Origin of the sequence: Oricola thermophila (assembly GCF_013358405.1) — a bacterium.
In the GTDB taxonomy this organism is placed as follows: Bacteria; Pseudomonadota; Alphaproteobacteria; order Rhizobiales; family Rhizobiaceae; genus Oricola; species Oricola thermophila.
In genome coordinates this window covers 160273-184351 of record NZ_CP054836.1, presented here as the reverse complement: position 1 = coordinate 184351, position 24079 = coordinate 160273, and the positions used below count along the sequence as shown (strand labels likewise).

General features: G+C 66.5%; 23 protein-coding genes. 12 read left to right on the top strand and 11 right to left on the bottom strand.

The annotated features are described in order from the left end of the window. Positions 1 to 137 precede the first annotated feature (137 nt). Both HTY61_RS00770 and HTY61_RS00765 read right to left on the bottom strand, forming a co-directional pair. Positions 138 to 2048, bottom strand: a complete 1911-nt coding sequence (locus HTY61_RS00770; protein WP_175274994.1) for an ABC transporter ATP-binding protein — start codon at positions 2046 to 2048, stop codon at positions 138 to 140. After that, positions 2045 to 3892 (bottom strand): ABC transporter ATP-binding protein, encoded by a 1848-nt coding sequence (locus HTY61_RS00765; protein ID WP_175274993.1) that lies wholly within the window; start codon positions 3890 to 3892, stop codon positions 2045 to 2047. The genes HTY61_RS00770 and HTY61_RS00765 overlap by 4 nt, the downstream gene beginning before the upstream one ends. A 420-nt stretch (positions 3893 to 4312) precedes the next feature. Here HTY61_RS00765 and HTY61_RS00760 point away from each other — a divergent pair, with 420 nt between their 5' ends. Continuing rightward, positions 4313 to 4783: a tRNA (cytidine(34)-2'-O)-methyltransferase gene (locus HTY61_RS00760; RefSeq protein WP_175274992.1), complete on the top strand. Its 471-nt coding sequence runs from the start codon at positions 4313 to 4315 to the stop codon at positions 4781 to 4783. A 29-nt stretch (positions 4784 to 4812) separates the two neighbouring features. Here the strand turns inward: HTY61_RS00760 and HTY61_RS00755 are convergent, their stop codons facing one another. Continuing rightward, positions 4813 to 5283: a DUF3237 domain-containing protein gene (locus HTY61_RS00755; RefSeq protein WP_175274991.1), complete on the bottom strand. Its 471-nt coding sequence runs from the start codon at positions 5281 to 5283 to the stop codon at positions 4813 to 4815. 292 nt (positions 5284 to 5575) lie between these two features. Between HTY61_RS00755 and HTY61_RS00750 the strand changes: the two genes are divergently transcribed. Genes HTY61_RS00750 through HTY61_RS00740 form a run of 3 tightly spaced genes read left to right on the top strand, consistent with a single transcriptional unit; the run spans position 5576 to position 8464 of the window. Beyond that, the gene (locus HTY61_RS00750; RefSeq protein ID WP_175274990.1) at positions 5576 to 6589 is read left to right on the top strand and encodes a TRAP transporter substrate-binding protein; all 1014 of its coding nucleotides are present in this window, start codon (positions 5576 to 5578) and stop codon (positions 6587 to 6589) included. Between the two features lie 56 nt (positions 6590 to 6645). Continuing rightward, positions 6646 to 7179: a TRAP transporter small permease gene (locus HTY61_RS00745; RefSeq protein ID WP_175274989.1), complete on the top strand. Its 534-nt coding sequence runs from the start codon at positions 6646 to 6648 to the stop codon at positions 7177 to 7179. After that, entirely contained in the window at positions 7172 to 8464 is a 1293-nt protein-coding gene (locus HTY61_RS00740) for a TRAP transporter large permease (RefSeq protein WP_175274988.1), read from the top strand. Before HTY61_RS00745 ends, HTY61_RS00740 begins: the two co-directional genes overlap by 8 nt. Before the next feature lie 46 nt (positions 8465 to 8510). On the opposite strand, the gene HTY61_RS00735 is transcribed toward HTY61_RS00740, so the two are convergent. Continuing rightward, positions 8511 to 8963: a GNAT family N-acetyltransferase gene (locus HTY61_RS00735; protein ID WP_175274987.1), complete on the bottom strand. Its 453-nt coding sequence runs from the start codon at positions 8961 to 8963 to the stop codon at positions 8511 to 8513. 10 nt (positions 8964 to 8973) lie between these two features. Continuing rightward, a complete protein-coding gene (locus tag HTY61_RS00730; protein ID WP_175274986.1) occupies positions 8974 to 9225 on the bottom strand; it encodes a hypothetical protein in 252 nt (83 codons plus the stop codon). A gap of 149 nt (positions 9226 to 9374) precedes the next feature. On the opposite strand from HTY61_RS00730, the gene hemF reads away from it, so the two are divergent. Then, positions 9375 to 10289, top strand: coding sequence for an oxygen-dependent coproporphyrinogen oxidase (gene hemF, locus HTY61_RS00725; protein ID WP_175274985.1), 915 nt, complete (start codon positions 9375 to 9377; stop codon positions 10287 to 10289). Positions 10290 to 10372: 83 nt separating this feature from the next. After that, positions 10373 to 10555: a DUF1059 domain-containing protein gene (locus tag HTY61_RS00720; protein WP_175274984.1), complete on the top strand. Its 183-nt coding sequence runs from the start codon at positions 10373 to 10375 to the stop codon at positions 10553 to 10555. On the opposite strand, the gene HTY61_RS00715 is transcribed toward HTY61_RS00720, so the two are convergent. The 3 genes from HTY61_RS00715 to HTY61_RS00705 are packed head-to-tail and all read right to left on the bottom strand — an operon-like array spanning position 10547 to position 13070. After that, positions 10547 to 11809: a CCA tRNA nucleotidyltransferase gene (locus HTY61_RS00715; protein ID WP_175274983.1), complete on the bottom strand. Its 1263-nt coding sequence runs from the start codon at positions 11807 to 11809 to the stop codon at positions 10547 to 10549. The two genes, HTY61_RS00720 and HTY61_RS00715, sit on opposite strands and share 9 nt — an antisense overlap. After that, positions 11806 to 12447: a CoA pyrophosphatase gene (locus tag HTY61_RS00710; protein WP_246272875.1), complete on the bottom strand. Its 642-nt coding sequence runs from the start codon at positions 12445 to 12447 to the stop codon at positions 11806 to 11808. The genes HTY61_RS00715 and HTY61_RS00710 overlap by 4 nt, the downstream gene beginning before the upstream one ends. Next, complete coding sequence (locus HTY61_RS00705; protein ID WP_175274982.1) at positions 12444 to 13070, bottom strand: DUF1285 domain-containing protein; 627 nt, start codon at positions 13068 to 13070, stop codon at positions 12444 to 12446. The genes HTY61_RS00710 and HTY61_RS00705 overlap by 4 nt, the downstream gene beginning before the upstream one ends. Before the next feature lie 129 nt (positions 13071 to 13199). Here HTY61_RS00705 and HTY61_RS00700 point away from each other — a divergent pair, with 129 nt between their 5' ends. The 4 genes from HTY61_RS00700 to HTY61_RS00685 are packed head-to-tail and all read left to right on the top strand — an operon-like array spanning position 13200 to position 20065. Beyond that, positions 13200 to 14213, top strand: coding sequence for an AAA family ATPase (locus HTY61_RS00700; RefSeq protein WP_175274981.1), 1014 nt, complete (start codon positions 13200 to 13202; stop codon positions 14211 to 14213). 5 nt (positions 14214 to 14218) lie between these two features. Continuing rightward, entirely contained in the window at positions 14219 to 15148 is a 930-nt protein-coding gene (locus HTY61_RS00695) for a DUF58 domain-containing protein (RefSeq protein WP_175278358.1), read from the top strand. Continuing rightward, on the top strand, positions 15148 to 17979 hold the full coding sequence (locus tag HTY61_RS00690; protein ID WP_175274980.1) for a DUF4159 domain-containing protein: 2832 nt from the start codon (positions 15148 to 15150) through the stop codon (positions 17977 to 17979). Before HTY61_RS00695 ends, HTY61_RS00690 begins: the two co-directional genes overlap by 1 nt. Positions 17980 to 17983: 4 nt before the next feature. Further along, a complete protein-coding gene (locus HTY61_RS00685; RefSeq protein WP_175278357.1) occupies positions 17984 to 20065 on the top strand; it encodes a hypothetical protein in 2082 nt (693 codons plus the stop codon). A 7-nt stretch (positions 20066 to 20072) separates the two neighbouring features. Here the strand turns inward: HTY61_RS00685 and HTY61_RS00680 are convergent, their stop codons facing one another. Then, positions 20073 to 20585, bottom strand: a complete 513-nt coding sequence (locus tag HTY61_RS00680) for a GNAT family N-acetyltransferase (protein WP_175274979.1) — start codon at positions 20583 to 20585, stop codon at positions 20073 to 20075. 260 nt (positions 20586 to 20845) lie between these two features. Between HTY61_RS00680 and HTY61_RS00675 the strand changes: the two genes are divergently transcribed. Then, positions 20846 to 21835, top strand: a complete 990-nt coding sequence (locus HTY61_RS00675; protein ID WP_175274978.1) for a glutathione S-transferase family protein — start codon at positions 20846 to 20848, stop codon at positions 21833 to 21835. Here HTY61_RS00675 and HTY61_RS00670 read toward each other — a convergent pair. Continuing rightward, entirely contained in the window at positions 21826 to 22284 is a 459-nt protein-coding gene (locus HTY61_RS00670; protein ID WP_246272873.1) for an NUDIX domain-containing protein, read from the bottom strand. The two genes, HTY61_RS00675 and HTY61_RS00670, sit on opposite strands and share 10 nt — an antisense overlap. 77 nt (positions 22285 to 22361) lie before the next feature. On the opposite strand from HTY61_RS00670, the gene HTY61_RS00665 reads away from it, so the two are divergent. After that, positions 22362 to 23270, top strand: a complete 909-nt coding sequence (locus tag HTY61_RS00665; RefSeq protein ID WP_175274976.1) for a metallophosphoesterase family protein — start codon at positions 22362 to 22364, stop codon at positions 23268 to 23270. Here HTY61_RS00665 and HTY61_RS00660 read toward each other — a convergent pair. Continuing rightward, entirely contained in the window at positions 23261 to 23995 is a 735-nt protein-coding gene (locus tag HTY61_RS00660; RefSeq protein WP_175274975.1) for a hypothetical protein, read from the bottom strand. The genes HTY61_RS00665 and HTY61_RS00660 overlap by 10 nt on opposite strands. Positions 23996 to 24079: the final 84 nt, after the last annotated feature.

Genomic DNA, 24079 nt, shown 5'->3' with positions numbered 1-24079 from the left:
GTCGGCGAGCGCATGAATCGCCGTTGGCCGTAGCCGCGTCCCCGCGATCCATTATTTCGGATGCCGGCGCTTGTCCAGCCTAGACCGTTGAATGTTCCCGGCCCGGCGCGGCGATCTGTCGCAGAGCATCCCCGGATTTATTCCGCCGCCTCGCCCAGCGCGATGAAACCGCCGGACTGCCGTGCCCACAACCGGGCATAGAGCCCGTCCTGTTTCTTGATCAGCTCCGCATGTGTGCCCGTCTCGACGATCCGGCCATTCTCCATCACGATCAGCCGATCCATCGCGGCGATGGTCGAAAGCCTGTGCGCGATGGCCACCACCGTCTTGCCGGCCATGAGCGTCTGCAGGTTTTCCTGGATCGCCGCCTCGATGTCGGAGTCGAGAGCGGAGGTCGCCTCGTCGAGGATCAGGATCGGCGCATCCTTCAGCATGACGCGGGCAATCGCGACGCGCTGGCGCTGGCCGCCGGAAAGCTTGATGCCGCGCTCGCCTACATGGGCGTCGTATCCGCGCCGTCGCTTCTGGTCCTCCACGCCGACTATGAAATCGTGGGCATGCGCCTGCCTCGCGGCCTCGATCACCTGCTCTTCCGTCGCGCCCGGGCGGCCATAGGCGATGTTGTCGCGCAGCGAGCGGTGCATCAGCGACGGCTCCTGGCTGACAACCCCGAACTGGTCGCGCAACGATGCCTGGGTCACGTCGCGGATGTCGTGGCCGTCGAGCAGGATGCGCCCGCCCTCGACGTCGAACAGCCGCAGGAGCAGGTTGACGAAGGTGGACTTGCCCGCGCCCGATGGTCCGACCAGTCCGACCTTCTCGCCGGGCCGGATCTCCACGTCGAGGCCGTCGAAGAGCCCGCCATGCTCCTTGCCGTAATGGAACACGACCTTGTCGAAACGGATGTGGCCGGACGATCTCGGCATCTCGATCGCGCCGGGCTTGTCGCGGATCGCCGGCACGACGGAGATCGTCTCGGTGGCATCCTGAACGGTCGAATATGCCCGGATCAGGCCGTTGATGTTGAACATCATCCAGCCCGACATCTGGTTGAGGCGGAAGATGAGCCCCATAGTCGCCGCGATGGAGCCGGTCGAAATCGCCCCGTCCATCCAGGACAGCACGGCCAGCGTGCCCACGGCCGTCATCAGGATGCCGTTGAGCAGGGCGACGGAAGCGCGCACGGTCGTGATCATCCGCGTCAGGTGCGTGACCGCGCTCAGGTAGTTCGTCAGCGCCTGGCGGATGCCGCCATGTTCGCGTTGGCCGCTGTCGAACAGCTTCACCGAGAGGATGTTGGTGAAGATGTCCACCATGCGCCCGTTGAGAACGGCGCGCTCGTTGGCATTCTCGCGTCCTGCCCTGCGCAGCCGCGGCAGCAGGAAGCGGATGATCGCCACATAGCCGCAGCCCCACGTAGCCACCACGACGCCCATGCGCCAGTCCAGCGTCGTCAGGATCGTCCCGGCCAGGATAACGAAGGTCAGAAACGACCACAGCGCCTGCAGCGAGGTGACGATGAAGTCGCCCGTCGATTCGCCCGCCTGCATGATCTTTGTGGCTATGCGCCCGGCGAAATCGTTCTGGTAGAAGGCATAGGGCTGCTGGATCACGCGGCGGAAGGCCTGCCAGCGGATCATCGTGTAGAAGCGCGGCACGATGACCTGCTGCTCGATGATCGCCGCCCCAATCATCACCACCGCCCGCACCACCAGCAGCAGAAACGCGAGACCGACCAGCTGGTGCCAGTGATCGCGCCACAACGTCTCCGGCGAGGAGTTGTCGAGAATGTCGATCAGCCAGCCGACCGACCAGTAGAGCGCCGCGTCCACGCCGCCGACCAGCCCGCCGACGACAAGCAGTACGATGAAGGGCCAGCGCGCCTGGTTGGCAAAATAGAGTATGAAACCCCATGCGGTCTGCGGCAGCAATTCCCGCCCGGTGTCGTGGAACGGGTCGACGAAGCGTTCCACCCGGTTCCACACCGGGTGGTCCATGTTGCGAAATCGCGATTCCGGTTCCTGGCCCGGCTTGAAGCGTCTGCTCATTCTGCGGCTACCGTCTCCCCGGTGTCGATGAAACCGCCGGACTGACGTGCCCACAACTGGGCATAGAGGCCGTCCGACTGCGCCAGTTCCTCATGCGTTCCTTCCTCCACGATCCTGCCCTTGTCGAGCACCACCAGTCGGTCCAGGCTGGAAATGGTGGAAAGCCGGTGCGCTATGGCGATCACCGTCTTGCCTTCCATCAGCGCGTACAGGTTCTCCTGGATCGCCGACTCGACCTCCGAGTCCAGTGCCGATGTCGCCTCGTCCAGCACCAGGATCGGGGCATTCTTGAGGAACACGCGCGCGATCGCGATACGCTGGCGCTGGCCGCCGGACAGCTTCACGCCGCGCTCGCCGACATGCGCATCATAGCCGGTGCGCCCCTGCATATCGACCAGGTCGACGATGTAGTCATGCGCATTGGCCCTCTTTGCGGCCGCGATGATCTCCTCTTCGGTCGCATCCGGCTTGCCATAGGCGATGTTGTCGCGCACCGAGCGGTGCAACAGCGAGGTGTCCTGCGTGACGACGCCGATCTGCGAGCGCAGCGAGTCCTGCGTCACGTCGGCGATGTTCTGGCCGTCGATCAGGATTTGCCCGCCCTCCAGGTCGTAAAGCCGCAGCAGCAGGTTCATCAGCGTCGACTTGCCGGCACCCGAACGGCCGACGAGGCCGACCTTCTCGCCCGGCGCCACCGCCAGGCTCAGATCCTCGATCACGCCGTCATCCTTGCCGTAGTGGAAGCGTATGTGATCGAACTCGATCCGCCCTTCGCTGACGGTCAGCACTTTCGCGTCCGGCTTGTCCTGCACGGCGCGCGGCTGCGCGATGGTGCCCATTCCGTCCTCGGCCATGCCGATATTCTCGAACAGTCCGGCCAGTTCCCACATCACCCAGTGGGACATGCCTTCCAGCCGAAGCACGAGGCCGACACCGACGGCAAGCGCGCCGACCGAGGCCGCCCCGGCAAGCCACGAGGCAATACCGACCGCGCCGACGGCGAACAGCAGCAGCGAGTTCGACATGTCGAGACCGGTGTTCAGCATGGTGACGTAGCGCATCTGCGGATGCACGGTCTGCAGGAAGTCGTCCATCGCCTCGCGCGCATAGATTTCCTCGCGGCCGGAATGGGCAAACAGCTTCACCGTCATGATGTTGGTGTAGCTGTCGACGACGCGGCCGGTCATGGTCGAGCGCGCGTTCGACTGCACCTCGGAAATCTTCCGCATCTTCGGCAGGAAGTAGCGCAGCAGGCCGACATAGAAGACCAGCCAGACGACGAAGGGCAGCATCATCCACAGGTCGAGCGAGCCGACGAGGATCAGCGTGCCCGCAAAATAGACCGAGACATAGATGAAGACGTCGAGGATCTTGACCACACTCTCGCGCACGCCGAGCGCCGCCTGCATCATCTTGGTCGCGACGCGCCCGGCGAACTCGTCCTGGTAGAAGGCGAAGCTCTGGCCGAGCAGGTAACGATGTGCCTTCCAGCGGATGATCATCGGATAGTTTCCGAAGATTGTCTGGTGCATGACCATCGTGTGCAGGAGGCTCAGCCCCGGCAGCAGGACAAGGATCACTGCGCCCATGCCTGCCAGCGTCCAGCCCTCGTCGCGCAGGAACGTCGCCCGGTCGGCATTGGCCAGCCAGTCGACGACATTGCCCAGGAAGCCGAACAGGGTGACCTGCAGTCCCGAAATCAGGGCGATCAGCACCGACGTCACCGCCAGCCACGGCCAGATTCCCTTGGTGTAGTGCCAGCAGAACGCAAGCAGGGTCGCCGGCGGCTGCTCCGGCGGCTCGGCGGGAAAGGGATCGATGCGTTTTTCAAACCACGAGAACATGGCGGACCTCTTGGGGGGCAATATGGTGTCCGATTCGGGATCGGCGAGAGGATGGCGCGCCGCGAAGCGCAAAAGGGCGTGGCGTTCGCACATCCGGCAAGGCCGTATGTGCGGAGGCGGAAACAGGAAGCTCAGAGCAATGGGTCATGACCGAAATCCGTTCTGGTGAAACCAAAACCGGCGGTCACGACGAAATCTCTTGGCTGTATTCGAACCGCTGGCTGATCAGGCGCGGGAGGCGCTGTTGGCCCGGAGGCGCAGCAATTTTCCCGCGGGGAGCGCGACGCGCATCGGAATGCAAATGATATCCATTGTCGCCTCCTTGGCTTGCGGTTGACGATGGCTTCTTATACCGACCGGGCCGTCAGGACTAGTGCCGAATGGCCACAGTCGATCTCTCCTGCCAGAAACCGACACCCGATGACCATTGCCCCGACGATCCATATTGCCCTCTTCCAGCCCGACATTCCCGGCAATACCGGCACGATCCTGCGTCTCGCTGCCTGCCTCGGCGCGGCGGTGCATGTCATCGGACCGGAGGGCTTCGATCTCTCCGACCGCGCCCTGAAGCGTGCCGGCATGGACTACCTGGAAATGGCGGTCCTGCACCGGCACGTGAACTGGACCGAATTCGATGCCTGGCGGGCGGCGGAGCGGAAACGTCTCGTCCTCCTGACGACGAAGGCCGACATGCCCTATGTCGCCCATGACTTCGCGGCTGACGACATCCTGCTGTTCGGCCGCGAGAGTGCCGGCGTGCCGGACCATGTCCACGAGGCTGCGGATGCGCGCCTTGCGATCCCGATGGCCGAAGGCGCCCGCTCGATCAACCTCGCGATGTCCGTGGCCATGGTCGCCGGAGAGGCCATGCGGCAGCTCGCCTGGCGCTAGGTTCCCGCGGCAACGACCGGCTCATGCGGTCAACGGATCGCAAACAGGCTGACGACCACCTTCTCCGCGAACCGGGCCCCCGATCCGACGAACAAGGTCCGGTTGACCCATTCGTAGCGCGGATCGCCCGTCTCTAGGCGCGCATGGGTCCGCATGTAGTAGGCTCCCGCGTCAACCGCCTCGCCCCTTGCGATCGCCGCGATCACCTCCGGCGGACCGTGCCGATAGCCGTAGTTTATGATCTCGATCGTCGCGCCGTCGTCGGTTTCGACGGCATAGCGTGTATCGAGTTCGGCGAGTCCGTCGGCGAAGATGGTCTGCCAGTCGGCACCGAGATCGAGAATGCGGCCGTTCAGCAGCGGCCCGCGAACCGTTCCGCCGACAATCGGGATGATGCGGCGTTTGCCGGCGCGTCCCGCGCCCATTTCACGGATCGGATCGAGCTCGACGGTGAGATCGCATACATGTTCGAGTTTCGGTTCCGGCAGGATGTTTGTCATGGCTGTTCCGATGCGGTCGATTGTGATTGGTCGTTGATGCTGGCCCAAAACGATGCGACGCTCAGCGATGCTGACGCCGCGATGTGGCTTGGGCCGGGCTGTTGTCTCCGATACCCGGTGAAATCCGCGAACCGCGTCATGGGCTGCATCTGCCGGAGCAATCGCTGGAGATTATCCCTTCGCGGCACGATCTCCTGCAAGCCCTTTATCGGGATGCCCCCTTTGCAAAGGGCGGAATATGTATACAAATGCCATATCCGGCTACCCGGATAATCCTAGGGAGGAGTGAAAAATGAAAAGATCGCTGTGCATTCTGGCTGCTCTGGCTCTCGGCACGAGCGCGGCACAAGCGCAGGACGTCACGCTGCGCCTGGCGCACTGGCTGCCCCCGCAGCACGCCGTGCCGCAAACCGGCATGAAGGAGTGGATGGAATCCATCACCGAGGCTTCCGGCGGATCGATCACCTTCGAGGTGTTCCCGGCCCAGCAGCTCGGCGCCGCACCCGACCACTACGACATGACCCGGGACGGCATCGCCGATATCGGATATGTCAATCCCGGCTACACCGCCGGTCGCTTCCCGATATTCGAACTCATCGGCGTTCCGTTCCTCGCCAAGGATGGCCTCAACGCGTCGAAAGCCATCCACGAGTGGTATCTCGACTACGCGGACAAGGAGATGAGCGACGTCTATTTCTGCCTGGTCAATCCGCATGAGCCGGGACGGTTTCACGGCAAGACCGAGATCAAGGTCCCGGCAGACGTGAAGGGCCTGAGCGTGCGCCCTGCCCATTCGACCATGGCGCGTTTCGTCAACTCGCTCGGCGGCTCGTCGGTGCAGGTTGCAGCACCCGAGGCGCGCGAGGCGCTCGCCCGCGGCAACGCCGATGCGGTGACCTTCCCCTACGAGGCGATGAAGATTTTCTCCATCGGCGAGGAAACCAAGTTCCACAACGACATGCCGCTCTATCTCTCGGCGCAGGTCCTGCTCTTCAACAAGGCCCGCTACGAGGGAATGAGCGACGACCAGCGCAAGGTGATCGACGATCACTGCACGCCGGATTGGTCCAAGCGCTTCTCCGCCGGCTGGACGGAATACGACACCGGCGTCCGGGAAGAGATCATGAATGACCCGGAACACACCGTCTACACGCCGAGCGAGGAAGAAGTGGCGATGTGGCGCGAAGCCGCCAAGCCGACGCTCGACGCCTGGAAGGCCGACGCGAAGGCTGCGGGCTACGATCCGGAGGCCGTGCTCGAGGGGCTGCTTTCCTCCTTCGAGGCAAACGGCACGCTCTACCAGTAAGCATGGGTTGGGAGGGGCGACAGCCCCTCCCTCACCGCAACGGGGACTGTGGTATCATGCAAACAAGGCGCCCGAAGCCGCCCGGCCGTGCGGCACTGTGGATCGAACGGATCGCGGCCGTCATGCTCGGACTTGTGACGGTAGTCATTTTCGTCTCGGCAATCGGCCGTTATCTCTTCGCCGCCCCCCTGCCCGATGCCTTCGACATATCGCGGCTGACACTCGCGGTCGCCATCATCTGGGGCTTTGCCTCCGTTGCCTACCGCGGCAGCCATATCAAGGTGGACCTGCTTGCCCATGCCGTCCGCCCGGAGTTGCGGCGCTGGATGGACCTGGCCGCATGGACGGTGCTGCTGCTGTTCACCGCCGGTCTGGTCTGGAAGATCGGCGAACGGGTACTGGCGCAGTTTCCCGGCGGCGAGGTGACGATGGATCTTCGCCTGCCGCACTGGCCGTTTCTCGGCGCCATCGTGCTGGGCCTGGTCGCCGCGCTTGCAATGACATCGATCCGCATCTGGCGCATCTGGCGTCACCGCGAGGATCTCGAATCCTTCGATGCACTCCCGCCCGAGGACACGCCGAATGAGTGAGCGAGACCTGATCGCGGCAGGCGGTTTCGTCGTGCTGTTTCTTCTCATGCTGATACGCGTGCCGATCGGCATCGCGATGGGCATTGTCGGCGTCGGCGGTTTCGGCATGGTCGTCGGCTGGACGCCGGCGCTCAACCTGCTGGCAACCTCGCCGATTCGCACCGTGACCGACTTCAACCTGACGCTGATTCCGTTCTTCATCCTGATGGGTGTGCTGGCCACGCGCTCGGGCATGAGCCGGGAACTGTTCAGGGCCGCCGACGCCACGCTGGGCTCCTTCAGGGGCGGGCTGGGCATCGCCACCGTCGGCGCCTGCGCCGGCTTTTCGGCGATTTGCGGCTCCTCCGTGGCAACCGCCGCCACCATGACCGACATAGCCTATCCGGAAATGAAGCGCGCCGGCTACCGCGACGAGGTCGCGACCGGCGTGATCGCCGCCGGCGGGACGCTGGGCATCCTCATTCCTCCGTCGGTGGTGCTCGCCGTCTACGGCTACATCACCGAGCAGGATATCGGCACGCTGTTCATCGCCGGCATCGTTCCCGGCATTCTCGCCGTCCTCATGTACATGGCGACGGTTCGGCTGTGGTTCGGCTCGAAGCTTCCGGCCGGCGCGCCCTTCAGCCTGCGCGAGGCGTTTTCGGCGTTGCGCGGCGTCTGGGCCGTTGCCCTGCTCTTCGTGGCGGTTATCGTGACGATTTATTTCGGCATCGCCACCGCGACCGAGGCAGCCGCCGTCGGCGCCGTGTTGACCGCGCTGATCGGGCTGGCACGCCGGCGGCTCGGCCTGGTCTCGCTGCTCGACAGCCTCGTCGAGGCGCTCAGGACTTCCGTTGCGATCTACACCATCCTCATCGGGGCAATCCTGTTCGGCTACTTCCTCGCCGTCACCCAGGTACCGCAGAACCTGACGAAGTTCCTGATCGATCTCGGTTTCGGCAGCTACGGTACCCTGTTCCTCATCATGGGCCTGTTCATCGTGATGGGATGCTTCCTTGACGCGATGGCGATGATCATCCTGATGGTGCCCATCGTCTTTCCGGTCATTTTGGAGCTTGGTTTCGACCCGATCTGGTTCGGCGTCATCATCGTGATGACGGTGGAACTGGGGCTGATCACGCCGCCGATCGGCATGAATGTCTTCGTCATCAACACGATTGCGCGCGATGTCAGCCTCGGCAGCATTTTCCGCGGCGTCCTGCCCTTCGTGGTGACCGACCTCCTGCGGCTGGCGATCCTGATCCTGCTGCCCGGACTGGTGCTGTTCCTGCCGAACTCGATGTGATCCCCGCGGTTCGGCTTCGCGACGACCCCATGGGCGCGCCGGGCGGCTAGTCCGAGATCTCCGCCCGCATGTCGCGATGCGGGATGCCGGCTTCCATGTATTCCTCCGAGCAGACGGAAAAGCCCAGCCGCTCGTAGAACCGGATCGCCGGGCTCTGGCTGGACAGGAAGAAGTTCCGTCCCGCCGCCCCCTCGTCCGCGGCGAGATCGACCATCAGGAAACGCATCAGCGCCGCCCCCGTCCCGGTGCCCCGCGCCTCTTTCAGCACGGCGACGCGCTCGATCTTGATCTTGTCGCCGAGAAAGCGCGCCCGCGCCGTTGCCACCGGCAGACCGCCGCTCTCCGCGATGTAATGGATGCACTGCTCGTCCAGCCCGTCGCGCTCGATGGCCGGATCGACATTCTGCTCCGCGATGAACACCGTTTCGCGGATCGCGAAACAGGCATCCATTTCCTCGCGCGTCGCGACGCGCCGGCAAACAGGCGTTTCAAAGGGCATGGAAGAACTTTCAGTCGGCTGTGGGCAATCGCCGCATGGTGAACTCGATAACGTCGCCGTCGAGGACCCGCCAGCTTTCCACCTGGGTCCAGTAGGCGGCTTTTGGATAGCGGTCGAACCACTCGCGCGCCTTCCTGCGCGCGTCCCGCCGCTCGAGCCGGTAGGTTTCGCGCACGAAGCTGTCGGTTCGCAATTTCGCGATCTGGCGGCTCTTCTGGAGCTGTCGACCGACGGTCGACCGTGGCGGCTTGGGTGGAAGCATGATTCTTTACCCCCGCAGTGCGGACGAGTTTAGATCGTGCACTCGCCGTGTCAATCGGGCCGTGGATGACGCAGGACGGGCTTGGAATCCCGCGCGCGAAGCGTTAACCGCTAGTTAACACCGTCTTTTTGCCGGAGAAATTTGCCGTCATGCAACAGCGCCCGAACCTGCCCGCCGGTCTGCCGCCGGACATCGAGGACAAGAAAGCCGCCGCGAGTCGGTGGTTCGAGACGTTGCGCGACCAGATCTGCGCCGCCTTCGAGAAGCTGGAGGACGACGTCACCGGCCCCTTCGCCGACTATGCGCCCGGTCGGTTCGAGCGCACGCCCTGGCAGCGCGACGGCGGCAAGGGCGGCGGCGGCGTCATGTCGATGCTCTACGGCCGCGTGTTCGAGAAGGTCGGCGTCCACACCTCGACCGTCTATGGCGAGTTCTCGCCGGAATTCCGGTCCAGCATTCCCGGCGCCGAGGAGGATCCGCGCTTCTGGGCCTCGGGCATCTCGCTGATCGCCCACCCGCAGAACCCCAACGTGCCGGCCGTCCACATGAACACCCGCATGGTGGTCACCACCAGCTGGTGGTTCGGCGGCGGCGCCGACCTCACCCCGGTTCTCGACAGCCGGCGCACACAGGAGGATCCGGACGCGGTTTCCTTCCACAAGTCCATGGAACTGGTTTGCTCCAAGCATCCGGTCGCCGACTACGCGAAATACAGGAAATGGTGCGACGACTATTTCTTCCTGCCGCACCGCAACGAGCCGCGCGGCATCGGCGGTATCTTCTACGACTGGCAGCATTCGTCGGACGAGGCCGGCGGCTGGGATGCCGATTTTGCCTTCACCAAGGATGTCGGCCGCGCCTTCATGATCGTCTATCCGCACCTCGTGCGCCGGAACTTCAACACGCCCTGGTCGGACGCCGAGCGCGAGGAACAGCTCGTGCGGCGCGGCCGCTACGTGGAATTCAACCTGCTCTACGACCGCGGCACGCTTTTCGGCCTGAAGACCGGAGGCAATGTCGATTCCATACTCTCCTCCATGCCACCGGCCGTTAAGTGGCCTTGACATGCGTCAATGCGCCGGCCCGGCACATTGAGGTCAACTTTCCGGGCGATGATCCGGTCATCGGCAACGGAGGGTTTGACACCATGAAACAGTACGAATGTTTTGTTCCCGGCTGCAGCTGGAAAACCCATGCAGACGACGAAGCCGAGATCGTTCGCCGCGCGTCGGAACACATGCGCGTCGCGCACCAGGAGACGACGATCCGGCCTAGCATGGTCGAGCAGATCAAGGCCCGCATCTGCGAGGCGGACAAGGCCTCATCCTGATTTCGCCGGGTCGGGAATCCTTTCGAGCAGCGCCTCGCGCGTCAGCGTGAAGCCGCTGTCGATCCAGCTCTCCTCGAGCGCGCGCAGGGTCTCGCCCACCGCCGGGCCGCTCCGGTGTCCGGCTGCGATCATGTCCGCGCCCGTGAGGGGAAATTTGGGCCGCTTCCATTCCTCCGCGAAACGCACCAGCCGGACGAGGGCGGCCACGGTCTCGAGCCATTCGGGATTGCTCTCCGCCTTTGCCCGGGCGGATGCAAGCGCCAGCCGGAGCCGGTCGGCGACCGCGTGCGATTTCGACCGGTAGAGCAGTTTCGCCAGTGCGGCCTCGCTCGTCTCCGCCGTCACCTCCGGGGCCTGTGCCCAGTCGATCAGCCTGTCGCGTTCCGCATTCGACAGTTTCCAGCGCCCTGCGACGGCCCGCGCGTGTTCCTCGGTGCGGGGGATCATCGCAGCCAGCCTGAGCATGGCCCGGGGCGGCCAGCGGAAAGCCTTTTCCGCAGCCACCAGCGGCGCGATGGCGTCGATGCCCCATTTCTCGGATTCCGGCAGCACTGCCGACAGCACGCCGGTCTGCCGCATCCACAGGAGCGCCCTGCCCGGATCCGGCGCTTCCAGCAGGCGGCGCATCTCGGCCCACACCCGTTCCGCCGACAACCCGGCCAGCCCGTCCTTCAGCCGCGCGCAGGCCAGCAACCCCTTGGCGTCCGGCCGCCCGTCGCCATACCAGGCGAAGAAGCGGAAGAACCGCAATATGCGCAGATAGTCCTCGCGGATCCTGTGTTCCGGATCGCCTATGAACCGTATGGTCCGCGTCTCGATGTCGGCCAGCCCGCCGACGGGATCGACGATCCGCCCGTCGGCCTCGCAATACAGCGCGTTGACGGTGAAGTCGCGCCGCCTTGCGTCCGCCTCCCAGTCGCGGCCGAATTGCACCTTCGCGCGCCGCCCGTCGGTCTCCACGTCCTGGCGCAGCGTCGTCGTCTCGTAGCCGCGGTGGTCGGCGACGATGATGACGGTCCCGTGCTCGATGCCGGATGGCACCGTCCTGTAGCCTGCGGCCTCGGCGCGACGCACGGTCTCCTCGGGCAGGCACGTCGTCGCGATGTCGATGTCGCCGATCTCCTGTCCCAGCAGGTGATTGCGCACCGCGCCCCCGACAACGCGGGCCTCCTCGCCGCCCTCCGACAGCGCGGAAAGAATTCCCTGGAGCGCCTCGCCGCGCAGCCAGTCGGCGTCGATCGTCCTGTCACTCACGAGTAGAGCCTTTCATACATCGCCCGGATGATTCCGGCGGTCACGCCCCAGATATACCAGTCGCCGTAGGGCATCTCGAAATAGTGGCGCAGGTGCCCGCCGACGATGCGGCTGCCGCGCGCATGGTTCGCCTCGTCCATCAGGAAGGCCAGCGGCACCTCGAACACCGCTTCCACTTCCTCGGGATTGGGCGCCAGGGAGAACCCGGGCCGCACCACCGACAGGATCGGCGCGATCCGGAACCCGGAACCCGCCATGTAGTGGGGCAGCCGCCCGACGATCTCGACATGCTCCGCCGCGATGCCGGTCTCCTCCTCGCATTCGCGCAACGCCGCCGTCTCGGCATCGCGGTCCTCCGGGTCGATCCGCCCGCCGGGAAAGGCGATCTGGCCGGAATGGGTGCGCAGATGCGCTGCGCGCTGGGTGAGCAGGACCGAGGGCGCTTCCGGCCGGTCGATGACCGGTATCAGCACCGCCGCGTCCCGCCACTTGAACCGCGCGAACTCCTTTGCGGCCTCCGGATTGAGCCGGTGGTCGCCGAAATCGCCATTGCGTTGCGGATTGGCGCGTTCCGTCGCCCGGACCCGGAAATCGTCCACCGTGAGACGCCGTGAGATCCTCGTTCCCGCCTGGTTCACTTCACCGCCTTTTCCAGTTCGTCCACCGGCATGACGGTGAACGCCGTGCCGCCGGAGCGGATCGCGAACACCTCTTCCCCGTCGATCTCGACCGTATCGCCCAGTTCGACCAGTTCGTACATCACTGCCCGGCTGACCAGGGCCTCCAGCCTCCCGCGCACGTGCACGTAAGGCTTCAGACCGCCGCTGCCCTCCTCGGTCTCGAAGCGCAGCGGATGGTCCGGCCCGGCCTCGACCACGTCGCCGACATTGGTGCGGAAGGTCAGCACCTGGTCGGGGCCCGGATCGGAGACATGCAGTTCCACCGCCACGAAGGGCGCGTCCTCGACGGTGATCTCGATCTTCTCCACCGGGGTGACGAGATAGGTCTTGCCGTCCTCGTCCTTGCGCAGCACCGTGGAAAACAGCCGCACCAGCGGCTGCCGGCCGATCGGCGTGCCGAGATAGTGCCACGTGCCGTCGGCGCGGATCACCATGTCGATGGCGCCGCAATCCGGCGGATTCCATTTTTCCACCGGCGGGAGGCCCTTCGCGCCCTGCGTCGCCCGCGACAGCAGGGCCTGCAGGCCCGAAATGTCGTCGCCCGGGGCGCCCGGTGCCTTCTCCTCGCCTGATTTGGTCATTCTTTTTGTCCTGCCGGCAAATCGGTGTGGATAAATCTGTTACCCTCACGAATTAGTCAGTCGTCATCGGCTTGTCAGTACCCCACACTGAATTACCTTCTCTATACGGCATCTGAACGGAGAGCGCGCATGAGCACCACCAACCCCGCCGATACACTCAACGAAAGCGAGGTGGTCGCCGAAGCCGAAGCGGCGCTGGCCGGAATCGAGGCCATGCGCGCCGAGATCGGCAAGGTCATCTTCGGTCAGGAAGAGGTCGTCGAGAACGCCATCGTGGCCATCCTGTCCGGCGGTCACGCGCTCCTGGTCGGCGTGCCGGGCCTTGCCAAGACCAAGCTGGTGGAGACGCTCGGCACCGTTCTGGGCATATCGGCGGGCCGCATCCAGTTCACGCCGGACCTCATGCCCTCGGACATCCTTGGATCGGAAGTTCTCGAGCAGTCCGAGGACGGCCGCCGCTCCTTCCGCTTCGTCAAGGGACCGATCTTCACCCAGCTCCTGATGGCCGACGAGATCAACCGCGCCAGCCCGCGCACCCAGTCGGCACTGCTTCAGGCAATGCAGGAATATCACGTCACCTTCGGCGGCGAGCGGCACGACCTGCCCGCTCCCTTCCACGTGCTGGCGACCCAGAACCCGCTGGAGCAGGAAGGCACATACCCGCTGCCCGAGGCGCAGCTTGACCGTTTCCTGCTGCAGATCGACGTCGACTACCCCTCCCTGGAGGCCGAGCGCCGCATCCTGCTGGAGACGACCGGCATGAGCGAACAGCACGCGAGCGCCGTGTTCACCGGCGACAGGCTGCTGGAGCTCCAGAAGCTGGTCCGCCGGATGCCGGTGCCCGAAAGCGTCGTCACCGCGATCCTCGAACTCGTCCGTTCCGCCCGTCCCGGCACCGGCCACGCCACGACCGACGCCCACGTGGCCTGGGGTCCCGGCCCGCGCGCCAGCCAGGCGCTGATGCTCTGCTCGCGCGCACGCGCGCTCTATGACGGCCGCTTCGCGCCCTCCATCGACGACGTGAAGGCACTGGCCGAGCCGGTGCTGCAGCACCGCATGGCGCTCACCTTCGCCGCGAGGGCCGAGGGTATCAGCGTGCGCGACGTCATTTCCGACATCGTGAACACCCTGGACAGGAGCTGATGCCGATGGCGACGATCGGCACGCGGCAGGATCGCGAGGACCGCACCGATGCGCTGACGCGCGCCCGTCTGCGCGCCGCGCTCGTTCCCGACCTCCTGATCGACGCGCGCCGCATCGTCTCGACCGTGATCGCCGGCTGGCATGGCCGGCGAAAGCGCGGCATCGGCGAGACGTTCTGGCAGTTCCGTCCCTACGTGCCGGGCGAGACGCTCGCGCGCATCGACTGGCGCCGTTCCGCCCGCGACGACCACACCTATGTCCGCGACATGGAGTGGGAAGCCGCGCACACTGTCTGGCTATGGGCGGATCCCAGCTTGTCCATGTTGTTCAGGTCGCGCGCGGCGAAGGTGTCCAAGGAATCGCGCGCCCTCGTGCTGACATTCGCGCTCGCCGAGTTGCTGGCGCGCTCCGGCGAGCGCGTCGGCTATCCCGGACTTATGAAGCCGGTGGCCGCCCACAACGGCGCCGAGCGCCTTGCCATTGCCCTTGCGAGCCCGGCGGCCCTTGCCCTTCCCGCGCGTCCGCGGATCGACTCGATCCAGCGTCACAGCGACATCGTGCTGGTAAGCGACTTTCTCGACCCGCCGGAAGAGACCATCGAATTTCTTGAAAGAATCGCCGGTCGCGGTGCGCGCGCCCACCTGCTGGAGGTCGCCGATCCGGCCGAGGAGGAATTTCCCTATGCCGGACGCACCGAGTTCGAGGACCCCGAAACGGGCGTTCGCCTGACCGCGGGGCGTGCCGAGGCCTGGGGCGCCGCCTACAAGACGATCTACCATGCCCGCCGCGATGCGTTGCGCGACTATTGCCGCAGGCTCGACTGGAGCTACACCGTAAACCGTACCGACCGGCTGGCTTCCGAGGCACTCGTGGCGCTGCACGGCCGCCTGACCGGCCAGCCCGGCGCGATGCCGGCCCGGCGAGGAGCAGCCTGATGCTCGGACTGCCCCTCAGCTTTGCGGCTCCGGCGCTGCTGTTCGGCCTTGCGGCGCTGCCGGTGATCTGGTGGCTGCTGCGGCTGACCCCGCCCAAGCCGCGCACCGAGCTGTTCCCGCCGCTGCGCCTTCTCGCCGAGGTGATGAAGCACGAGGAGACCCCGGCCCGCAGCCCGTGGTGGCTGACCCTGCTTCGTCTCCTCATGGCGGCCCTGGTCATCCTCGCCCTCGCTCGCCCGGTGCTCAATCCGGTCGCCGACGTGGCCTCCGGCGACGGACCGCTGGCACTCCTGGTCGACAACACCTGGTCGACCGGCGCCGACTGGGACGACCGCATGGCCCTGGCCACGCGGCTGGTGCGCGACGCCGGCGAGGCCGGCCGGCCGGTGGTCGTGGCCTTCACCGTCGCCCCGGCCAACGCGAATGTCGCGCTCGCCGCCGCGGAGGACGTGCTTCCCGCCCTGGCCGCCGCGCGGCCTCTCGCCGCCCGGCCGGACCGCATGGCCGCGCTCGACCGCCTGGCGGATGCGCTCGCGGATGCCGGTTCGCCAACCGTCGCATGGCTGAGCGACGGCATTGCCGGCCCCGACGCGGAGGAAGTCGTCGCGGCCATTGACGGGCTCGCGCCTTCGCGCGTGCTGCTGTTCGACGGCGGCATTGCGGCGCTGCGCGCCATTCGCGGCATAAGCAACACGCCCGCCAGCTTCGATGTCCGCGTTGTCGCGCCCGAGGGTGACGGCACGCCGGATCCGGTTTCCCTCGCCGCCTATGACGAGAAGGGCCGCCTGCTTGCCGAGACCGCGGCCCTGTTCGAGGCCGGCAGCAGCGAGGCCGTCGCCCGCTTCGACGTGCCCTTCGAGCTGCGCAACGATTTCGCCGCGGTCAGGATCGCCGGCCAGAAACATGCCGGCGGCGTCTGGCTGATCGACGAGAACACGCGCCGCCGCCGCGTCGGCCTCGTCAGCGGCCAGTCCGGCGATCTCGACCAGCCGTTGCTGTCGCCGCTGTTCTACATACGCCGTGCCCTGCAGCCCTTCGCCGATCTCGTCGAGGGCCGCACCGGCGATCTCGCCGTCGACATCCCCGCGCTCATCGAACAGGGCCCGGCAATGATCGTCATGGCCGATATCGGCGTTCTGCCCGATGCCGCCCTGGAGGAGCTGGACGAATGGGTCGGGAAGGGTGGCACGCTGGTCCGCTTCGCCGGGCCGCGCCTTGCCGCGACCGCCGGCGACGATCCGCTTCTGCCCGTCAGGCTTCGGCTCGGCGAGCGCACGCTCGGCGGCTCCCTGTCCTGGACCGAGCCGCAGCCGGTCGCTCCCTTCCCGGAGAACGGGCCCTTCGGGGGCCTTGCCGCACCGCAGGACGTATCCGTCAGCCGCCAGGTTCTCGCCGAGCCGGATCTCGATCTCGCAAGCCGGACCTGGGCCAATCTCGCAGACGGCACGCCGCTGGTCACCGGCACGGCGCGCGGCCGCGGCACCATCGTCCTGTTCCATGTCACCGCCGAGGCGACCTGGTCCAACCTGCCGATCTCCGGCAGTTTCGTGGAGATGCTGCGCCGCATCGCCAACCTGTCGCGCAACACCGGAACGATCCGGTCCGGCAACGCCAGCACCGTCGTCGAGTCGCTTCCGCCCTGGCGCATCCTCGGCGCCGACGGCGAGCTGGCCTCACCGCCCGCCCATGTCCGCCCGCTCGACGAGGCCGCCCTGCAGGCGCCCGCCGGCTACGATCACCCCGCCGGCCTCTACGGCACCGCGGACGGCTTCATCGCCCGCAACGTTCTCGGCGAAGGGGACACGCTCACGCCGATCGGAACGCCGGAATTCGACGCCGGCAGCGCGACCTTCGGATACGGTTCCGGCGAGGAGAGCGACCTGCGCGGCCCGCTCTTCCTGCTCGCGCTGGCGCTTCTTGCACTGGATACGCTGGCCGTTCTCTGGATCAATGGCCGGCTGCGTCCGCCCGGACGCGGTGCAATCGGCCGGGCGACGGCCACGGCAATGGCCCTGTTCGCCGTCGCGGCCATGCTGTCGCCCGTGGCCGCGCTGGCACAGCAATCCGACGAGCGCCCCGGCGACGACGAGATCATCGAGATACTGGAGACAACGCGGCTGGCCTATGTGGTAACCGGCAACCCGCAGGTGGACGAGATCAGCGCCGCCGGCCTGTGGGGGCTGAGCCGTTTCCTGCAGAGCCGCACCGCGCTCGAGCCGGCGGAGCCGGTCGGCCTCGACCTGGAGACCGACGAGCTGGCCTTCTATGCCCTGATCTATTACCCGATCGACGCCACCGGCCCGATGCCGAGCGAGCAGGCCATCTCGCGTCTTGATGCCTACATGCAGGGCGGCGGCACGGTGCTGTTCGATACCCGCGACCAGCTTACCGCTTCCTTTTCCGGCAGCGCGTCCTCGCCGGAGAACCAGCGCCTGCGTGACATATTGCGCGGCCTCAACATCCCGCCGCTGGAGCCGGTGCCGCCGGACCATGTCCTGACCAAGGCGTTCTACATCCTCGATCACTTCCCGGGCCGCTATGACGGTTCGCCGCTCTGGGTCGAGGCCTCGGTGACCGGCGACGAGGCGGCGGACCGCCCGGTGCGCTCCGGCGACGGCGTGACGCCGATCATGATCACGGGCAACGATTTCGTCGCCGCTTGGGCGCTCGACGAGACGGGCCGGCCGGTCTTCCCGACCATCTCGTCCGACCCGATGCAACGCATCTATGCCTTCCGCGCCGGCGTGAACATCGTGATGTACATGCTCACCGGCAACTACAAGGCGGACCAGGTCCACGTGCCCGCGCTGCTCGAAAGGCTGGGACAATAGCATGGTGACGCTTTCGCTCGACTTCGCTCCGCTAGCCGCCTGGTGGCTGCTCGCGATCGTCTGCCTGCCTGTCGCGGCACTGGTCGTCTGGGCGCTGGTCTCGCGCACCCGCGGCGCCGCGCTGCGCGCCGGCGCGGCCACCGCGCTGGCGCTCGCCATCGCCAATCCCGTGATCAACGAGGAAGAGCGCGCGCCGCTTTCCACCGTCGTTCCGCTGGTCGTCGACCGCAGCCAGAGCCAGAAGCTCGACGGCCGGCCCGAAACCACCGACCGCGCGCTGGACATGCTGAAGGACCGGCTTGCCCGCTTCCCGCAATTCGAGCTGCGCGAGGTCGATGCGGGCGTGACGGAGGGTGCCGGCGCCGGCGCCGAGACGCGGCTTTTCGAGGCCCTGTCCGCCGCCATCCGCGACGTGCCGCCATCGCGGCTCGGTGGCGCGATCATGATCACCGACGGGCAGGTTCACGACGTGCCGTCCGGCGACGAGACCGGCCTTCCGGCGGGTGCGCCGCTTCACGTTCTGGCCACCGGCCGCCCGGACGAGTTCGACCGCAAGATCGGGTTCGCCCAGGCGCCGCGTTTCGCCATCACCGGCAAGCCGGTCGCCATGACCTACCGCATCACCGACACCAATGTGGACGAATCCGGTGCTGCCCGGGTGCAGATATTCCTCAATGGCGAACTCGTCGCGACCGAAACCGCCATTCCCGGCGTCGAGACGCCGCTGGAACTGGAGCTCGACCGCGCCGGCACCAATATCGTCGAGCTCGCGGTCGACGGGCTGGACGGCGAGCTGACGCTGTCCAACAACCGAGCCGTCGCCGAGTTGCAGGGCATCCGAGAGAACCTGCGCGTCCTGCTGGTCTCCGGCGAGCCCCATTCGGGCGAGCGCACCTGGCGCAACCTGCTGAAGTCGGACGCCTCGGTGGATCTCGTCCACTTCACCATCCTTCGCCCGCCGGAGAAGCAGGACGGAACGCCCATCAACCAGCTTTCGCTGATCGCCTTCCCGACGCGCGAGCTTTTCGTGGAGAAGATCGAGGATTTCGACCTCATCATCTTCGACCGCTACCAGTATCGCAACGTGCTGCCGTCGCTCTATTACGACTACATCGCCGAATATGTGCGCGGCGGCGGGGCGCTGCTGGTCGCGGCCGGTCCCGAATATGCCGGCGAGACCTCCATCGCCAACACGCCCTTGGTCAGTGCCCTGCCCGCCACGCCGACCGGTGTCGTCACGGCCAGGGGCTATTTCCCGCGCATTTCCGAGGAAGGACGGCGCCACCCGGTCACCCGCGATCTGGAAGGCGGTACCAGCGAACCGCCGAACTGGGGACGCTGGTTCCGCGCCATCGACGTCGACACCCCGGATGGCATCGTCGCCATGCAGGGTCCCGACGAGCAGCCCCTGCTGGTCCTCAACCGCTTCGGCGAGGGCCGCGTCGGCATGATCCTGTCGGATCACGGCTGGCTGTGGGCCCGCGGCTTCGAGGGCGGCGGGCCCCATGTCGGGCTCTATCGCCGCATGGCCCACTGGCTGATGAAGGAGCCGGAACTGGAGGAGGAGGCTTTGACCGCCTCGACGGACGGCCAGACCCTTTCCATCCGCCGCCAGACCATGGCCGACGAGGCAGCGCCCGCGATCATCCGCTCGCCATCCGGCGAGGAAATGGAAGTGGCGCTTGAGAACAACGGCAACGGCATATTCTCGGCACAGGTCGAGGTCGGCGAGGTTGGCCTCTACGAAATTTCCCAGGGCGAGTTCTCGACGCTGGCCCATGCCGGCCCGGTCGACGCGCCGGAGTTCAGCTCCATGATTTCCACCCTCGACGTGTTGCGCCCGGTGGCGGAGGCCAGCGGCGGCTCGATCCGCCGCCTGCTCGACGATTCCGGATCGCTGGACGTGCCGGGAATACTCCCCGTCCGCGCCACTGCCAGTGCCGCCGGCGGCAACTGGATCGGCCTGCGCGCGACGGAGGAGACCGAGTTGCTCGGCGTCAGCCGTTACTCGCTCTTCTCGGGTTTCCTCGGGCTGGCGTTGCTGCTGCTCGTCCTCGCCGGGACGTGGGTGAGAGAAGGAAGGTAGCGGCCGGTCAGCTTCCGCCCCGCCACCGGACCATCCCGCCCAGCGTCTCGGCAGCCTCCGGCACCAGTTCGCAAACCAGAAGCCGCGCCGGGTCCACCGGGCCGGGCATCTGCACCTTGCCGGCCGGCACGGCCTCGAAGCCGAACGGCCAGTAATAGGGTCTGTCGCCGACCAGCAGGATGAAGGGCGCCTTCGCCTCGCGCGCGGCGTCCACCGCCCTGCGCATCAGCGCCTTGCCGATGCCCCTGCCCTTCAGCCCCTCGCGCACCGCCAGCGGGCCGAGCAGCAGGCCGCGTGCGCCCGTCCCCGACGTCTCGATGCGGGTCTGCCGCACCGAGCCGAGAAGCGTACCCCCGTTTTCGGCCACCGCCACGAAGGACAGCGCCCGGTCGTGCGGCCCCTGCTCGCGCACGCGAAACGCGGCGCGCGCATAGCGTCCCGGTCCGAAGGCCTCGGCGTGAAGTTGCTCGATGGCAGGGTCGAATTCGCCCGTTTCGGGCAGGATGGTGAAGGCGGTCATGTTGGCACCAGGCTGGAACGACGATGAAAACGGCAGGAATGTCCGGTGGCGGCGAAGCCGTCCCGGTTCATCGTCGGAGGGAAATTGCCCTGATCGCGGTGCTCATGTTTTCCGCCTAGCAAAGCACGGGCCGGCGGTCCAACCTTTTTTTGCAGCCGCGAGGCGAGATTCCTGCGTGGTGACGCATCGTTCGACATTTTGCCACCTGACGGGACGCCCTGCAGCAACTAGGTGAACGGTGGAACGGAAAGGATGCGGGAATGGGACTTCTGATCGACGGCAAATGGAGCAGCCAGTGGTACGACACGGAGAAATCCGGCGGCCGCTTCGTGCGCACGGATTCGCAGTTCCGCAACTGGGTGACGCCTGACGGCAGCGCCGGCCCCTCCGGGGAGGGCGGCTTTCCGGCCGAGGCGGGCCGGTATCATCTCTATGTCTCGCTCGCCTGCCCCTGGGCGCACCGCACCCTGATCTTCCGCAGGCTGAAAAGGCTCGAGGATCTCGTCTCCGTCTCCGTCGTCTCCCACTTCATGGCCGATGACGGCTGGACCTTCGACACGGAGGAAGGCTCGACCGGCGATCATCTCTACGGCCTCGAGTTCCTGCGCGATCTCTATATCAGGGCCAGGCTGGACTATTCGGGCCGCGTCACCGTGCCGGTTCTCTGGGACAGGAAGCGCGAGACCATCGTCTCCAACGAGTCCTCCGAGATCATCCGCATGTTCAACTCGGCCTTCGACGGCCTGACCGGCGACGACGCGGACTTCTACCCGGAGGGCCTGCGCGCCGAGATCGACGCCATCAACGACCTCGTCTATCCGAACGTCAACAACGGCGTCTATCGCGCCGGTTTCGCCACCACGCAGGAGGCCTATGACGAGGCCGTTGCCGATGTTTTCGACGCGCTCGACCGCCTCGAGGACCGCCTGTCGCGCCAACGCTACCTGGTCGGCGACCGCCTCACCGAGGCCGACTGGCGCCTGTTCACCACGCTGGTGCGCTTCGACCCGGTCTATGTCGGTCACTTCAAGTGCAACATCCGCCGCATTGCCGACTATCCGAACCTGTCGAGCTACACCCGCGACCTGTACCAGGTGCCCGGCGTCGCGGAAACCGTGGATCTCGAGCACATCAAGAAGCATTATTACCGCAGCCACGAGACCATCAACCCGACGCGCATCGTGCCCGCCGGTCCGGACATCGACTATGCCGCGCCGCACGACCGCGACCGCTTCCCGGCTCACCAGTAGGGATCGGGGGCGATGCCCTCCCTGAATTCCCGGATGCGCGCCGCGGTTGAGCGCGTCACCCCCTCCGGCAGGGCATCGGGATCGAAGAACTCTGCCGCGATGATCTCGCGATCCCGGCTTTTCGGCGCGAACTGGCGCACCTTGTCGCAATGGAAAAGCACCACGTGGTCGCGCCGCGTTGCCTGCCGGTTGAAGTGGATCGAATGCAGCCGCGGCGGCGCGCCGAGTTCGGCATTGGCCTCCTCCCGCAGTTCCTTCTCCAGCGCATCGTGGACCGTCTCGCCGGTCTCCACGCCGCCGCCGGGCAGGTGCCAGCCGTCGACATAGGTATGCCTGACCAGCAGCACGCGGCCGCCCTCGTCCAGCGCAAGGGCGCGCACGCCCAGCGTCATCGGCCGCGTCAGCAGGAACCAGGCATGGAAGAGCCTCGTGCGAAGATCGGGTTTCATGGGTGCGGTCGCTTCCTGGGTTGGGAACATGGCGTTTCCCCGCTTGTAATCCGCCCGCGCTGCCTTACGAAAGGGTGATGACGTTTCGTCTCGCACATATATCCGACGCCCACCTCGCGCCGCTGCCGCCCGTGCGCCGGCGCGAGCTCTTCTCGAAGCGCATCACCGGCTACATCAACTGGAAGCGCAACCGCGCCCGCCACATGGCCGGCGACGCGCTGGACCGCCTTGTCGCCGCCATGAAGGGCAGCGCGCCCGACCATGTCGCCGTCACGGGCGACCTGACGAATCTCGCCCTCGATGCAGAGATAGCCAATGCCGCCGCCTGGCTGCGGGGTCTCGGCGACCCCGCAGCCGTCAGCGTCGTGCCGGGCAACCACGATGCCTATGTGCCGGGCGCGCTCGCCCGCGCGGTCGCCGCCTGGCACGCCAACATGACATCCGATGCGGCCGCCATCCCGCTGACGCGTCACGGTTTCCCCTTCCTGCGCGAGCGCGGACCGGCCGCGATCATCGGCGTCAACAGTGCGGTGGCGACCGGCCCCTTCATGGCTTCTGGCGTGTTCACGCGAAGGCAGGCGGACGGTCTCTCGCAGGTCCTGGAAGACGCGCGGCAAAAGGGCCTGTTCCGCGTCGTCCTGATCCACCACCCGCCGGTGCGCCGCGCGGCAGCGGCGCACAAGCGCCTCTACGGTATCGGCCTGTTCCAGGAAACCATCCGCAAGCACGGCGCGGAACTGGTCCTGCACGGCCATACCCATCTGGCCCAGCGCAACGAGATCCCCGGCCCCGGCGATCTTGCGGTTCCGGTCATCGGCGTTCCGGCCGCCGGCGAGGAGCCGGGCGGCAGGCGCCCCGCCGCAGCGTTCAACCTGTTCGCGATCGCGGGAGAGCCCGGTCGCTGGCAATGCAGCCTGGAAGCGCATTCGCTGACCGGGAGAACGGGCACCGTCGCGGTGACGGACCGCCGCGTCCTCTACGGCTGAAACGGGAACTGGCGGTAGAGATAGAGAACGATCGCGCCGCCGGCCGCCGCGCCAAACAGGATCCAGGCCAACCCGCCGGCGATCGTCCGGGCGATGCCGCGCCGGCGCGGCCGTATTGCGGATGCGGCGTGCGTCCCATCCTGCTGCGCGGCCGATCCGTGCACCGTCTCCGTCGATCCGTCTTCGTCCTTGTGGAGCGCTTCGACGGCCCTCTCTATGCGGCTGACCTGTTCGTCCGGGGGCAATTCCGCGTCTGCCGCCTTCGCCGGGCTTTCCCGCCCGGTCCGCAGTCCGCGATAGGAGACGGTCTCGCCGGCCAGCACCAGTTCGCGCTCGTGGATACGCATGGCGACATGATCGATCACCGCATCGACGATCGCCGCGCGGTCGGCGGACTCGGCCAGCACGATCCGGCCGAGCCGGGTGTCGCGCACGAAGCGATAGGTCCGCCGGTCCGGTGCCATGGCCACATGCGCGGTGGCATCGATCCAGAAGCGGGGCTGCAGGCCGGAAGACAGGGCGAAGTCGAAACGGTCGTCGTCCTCCGGCACCTCGTCGATGACCGGCTGCAGGTCCTGCGCCAGCAGTTCCAGCCGCGTCAGCGTGGCATCGCGCATCTCGACGACCACGTCCGACTTGTCCGCAGAGGCGATACGCACCTTGCGAACGGCATCGACAAGCCGGCCTGTCGCCGGTTCACCTGGTTTGCTGTTATCCATGCTCATGGGCAGTTCCCGTTCGCGTCGCGTTCATGTTTTGTTAACAATAAACGCGGGCCGAAGCGACTCTTTTTGCGCCGCCTGGAAACG

Coding starts and splice junctions, on each gene's coding strand:
- HTY61_RS00770 (WP_175274994.1), bottom strand. CDS start 2,048: ATGAGCAGACGCTTCAAGCCGGGCCAGGAACCGGAATCGCGATTTCGC.
- HTY61_RS00765 (WP_175274993.1), bottom strand. CDS start 3,892: ATGTTCTCGTGGTTTGAAAAACGCATCGATCCCTTTCCCGCCGAGCCG.
- HTY61_RS00760 (WP_175274992.1), top strand. CDS start 4,313: ATGACCATTGCCCCGACGATCCATATTGCCCTCTTCCAGCCCGACATT.
- HTY61_RS00755 (WP_175274991.1), bottom strand. CDS start 5,283: ATGACAAACATCCTGCCGGAACCGAAACTCGAACATGTATGCGATCTC.
- HTY61_RS00750 (WP_175274990.1), top strand. CDS start 5,576: ATGAAAAGATCGCTGTGCATTCTGGCTGCTCTGGCTCTCGGCACGAGC.
- HTY61_RS00745 (WP_175274989.1), top strand. CDS start 6,646: ATGCAAACAAGGCGCCCGAAGCCGCCCGGCCGTGCGGCACTGTGGATC.
- HTY61_RS00740 (WP_175274988.1), top strand. CDS start 7,172: ATGAGTGAGCGAGACCTGATCGCGGCAGGCGGTTTCGTCGTGCTGTTT.
- HTY61_RS00735 (WP_175274987.1), bottom strand. CDS start 8,963: ATGCCCTTTGAAACGCCTGTTTGCCGGCGCGTCGCGACGCGCGAGGAA.
- HTY61_RS00730 (WP_175274986.1), bottom strand. CDS start 9,225: ATGCTTCCACCCAAGCCGCCACGGTCGACCGTCGGTCGACAGCTCCAG.
- hemF (WP_175274985.1), top strand. CDS start 9,375: ATGCAACAGCGCCCGAACCTGCCCGCCGGTCTGCCGCCGGACATCGAG.
- HTY61_RS00720 (WP_175274984.1), top strand. CDS start 10,373: ATGAAACAGTACGAATGTTTTGTTCCCGGCTGCAGCTGGAAAACCCAT.
- HTY61_RS00705 (WP_175274982.1), bottom strand. CDS start 13,070: ATGACCAAATCAGGCGAGGAGAAGGCACCGGGCGCCCCGGGCGACGAC.
- HTY61_RS00700 (WP_175274981.1), top strand. CDS start 13,200: ATGAGCACCACCAACCCCGCCGATACACTCAACGAAAGCGAGGTGGTC.
- HTY61_RS00695 (WP_175278358.1), top strand. CDS start 14,219: ATGGCGACGATCGGCACGCGGCAGGATCGCGAGGACCGCACCGATGCG.
- HTY61_RS00690 (WP_175274980.1), top strand. CDS start 15,148: ATGCTCGGACTGCCCCTCAGCTTTGCGGCTCCGGCGCTGCTGTTCGGC.
- HTY61_RS00680 (WP_175274979.1), bottom strand. CDS start 20,585: ATGACCGCCTTCACCATCCTGCCCGAAACGGGCGAATTCGACCCTGCC.
- HTY61_RS00675 (WP_175274978.1), top strand. CDS start 20,846: ATGGGACTTCTGATCGACGGCAAATGGAGCAGCCAGTGGTACGACACG.
- HTY61_RS00670 (WP_246272873.1), bottom strand. CDS start 22,284: ATGAAACCCGATCTTCGCACGAGGCTCTTCCATGCCTGGTTCCTGCTG.
- HTY61_RS00665 (WP_175274976.1), top strand. CDS start 22,362: ATGACGTTTCGTCTCGCACATATATCCGACGCCCACCTCGCGCCGCTG.
- HTY61_RS00660 (WP_175274975.1), bottom strand. CDS start 23,995: ATGAGCATGGATAACAGCAAACCAGGTGAACCGGCGACAGGCCGGCTT.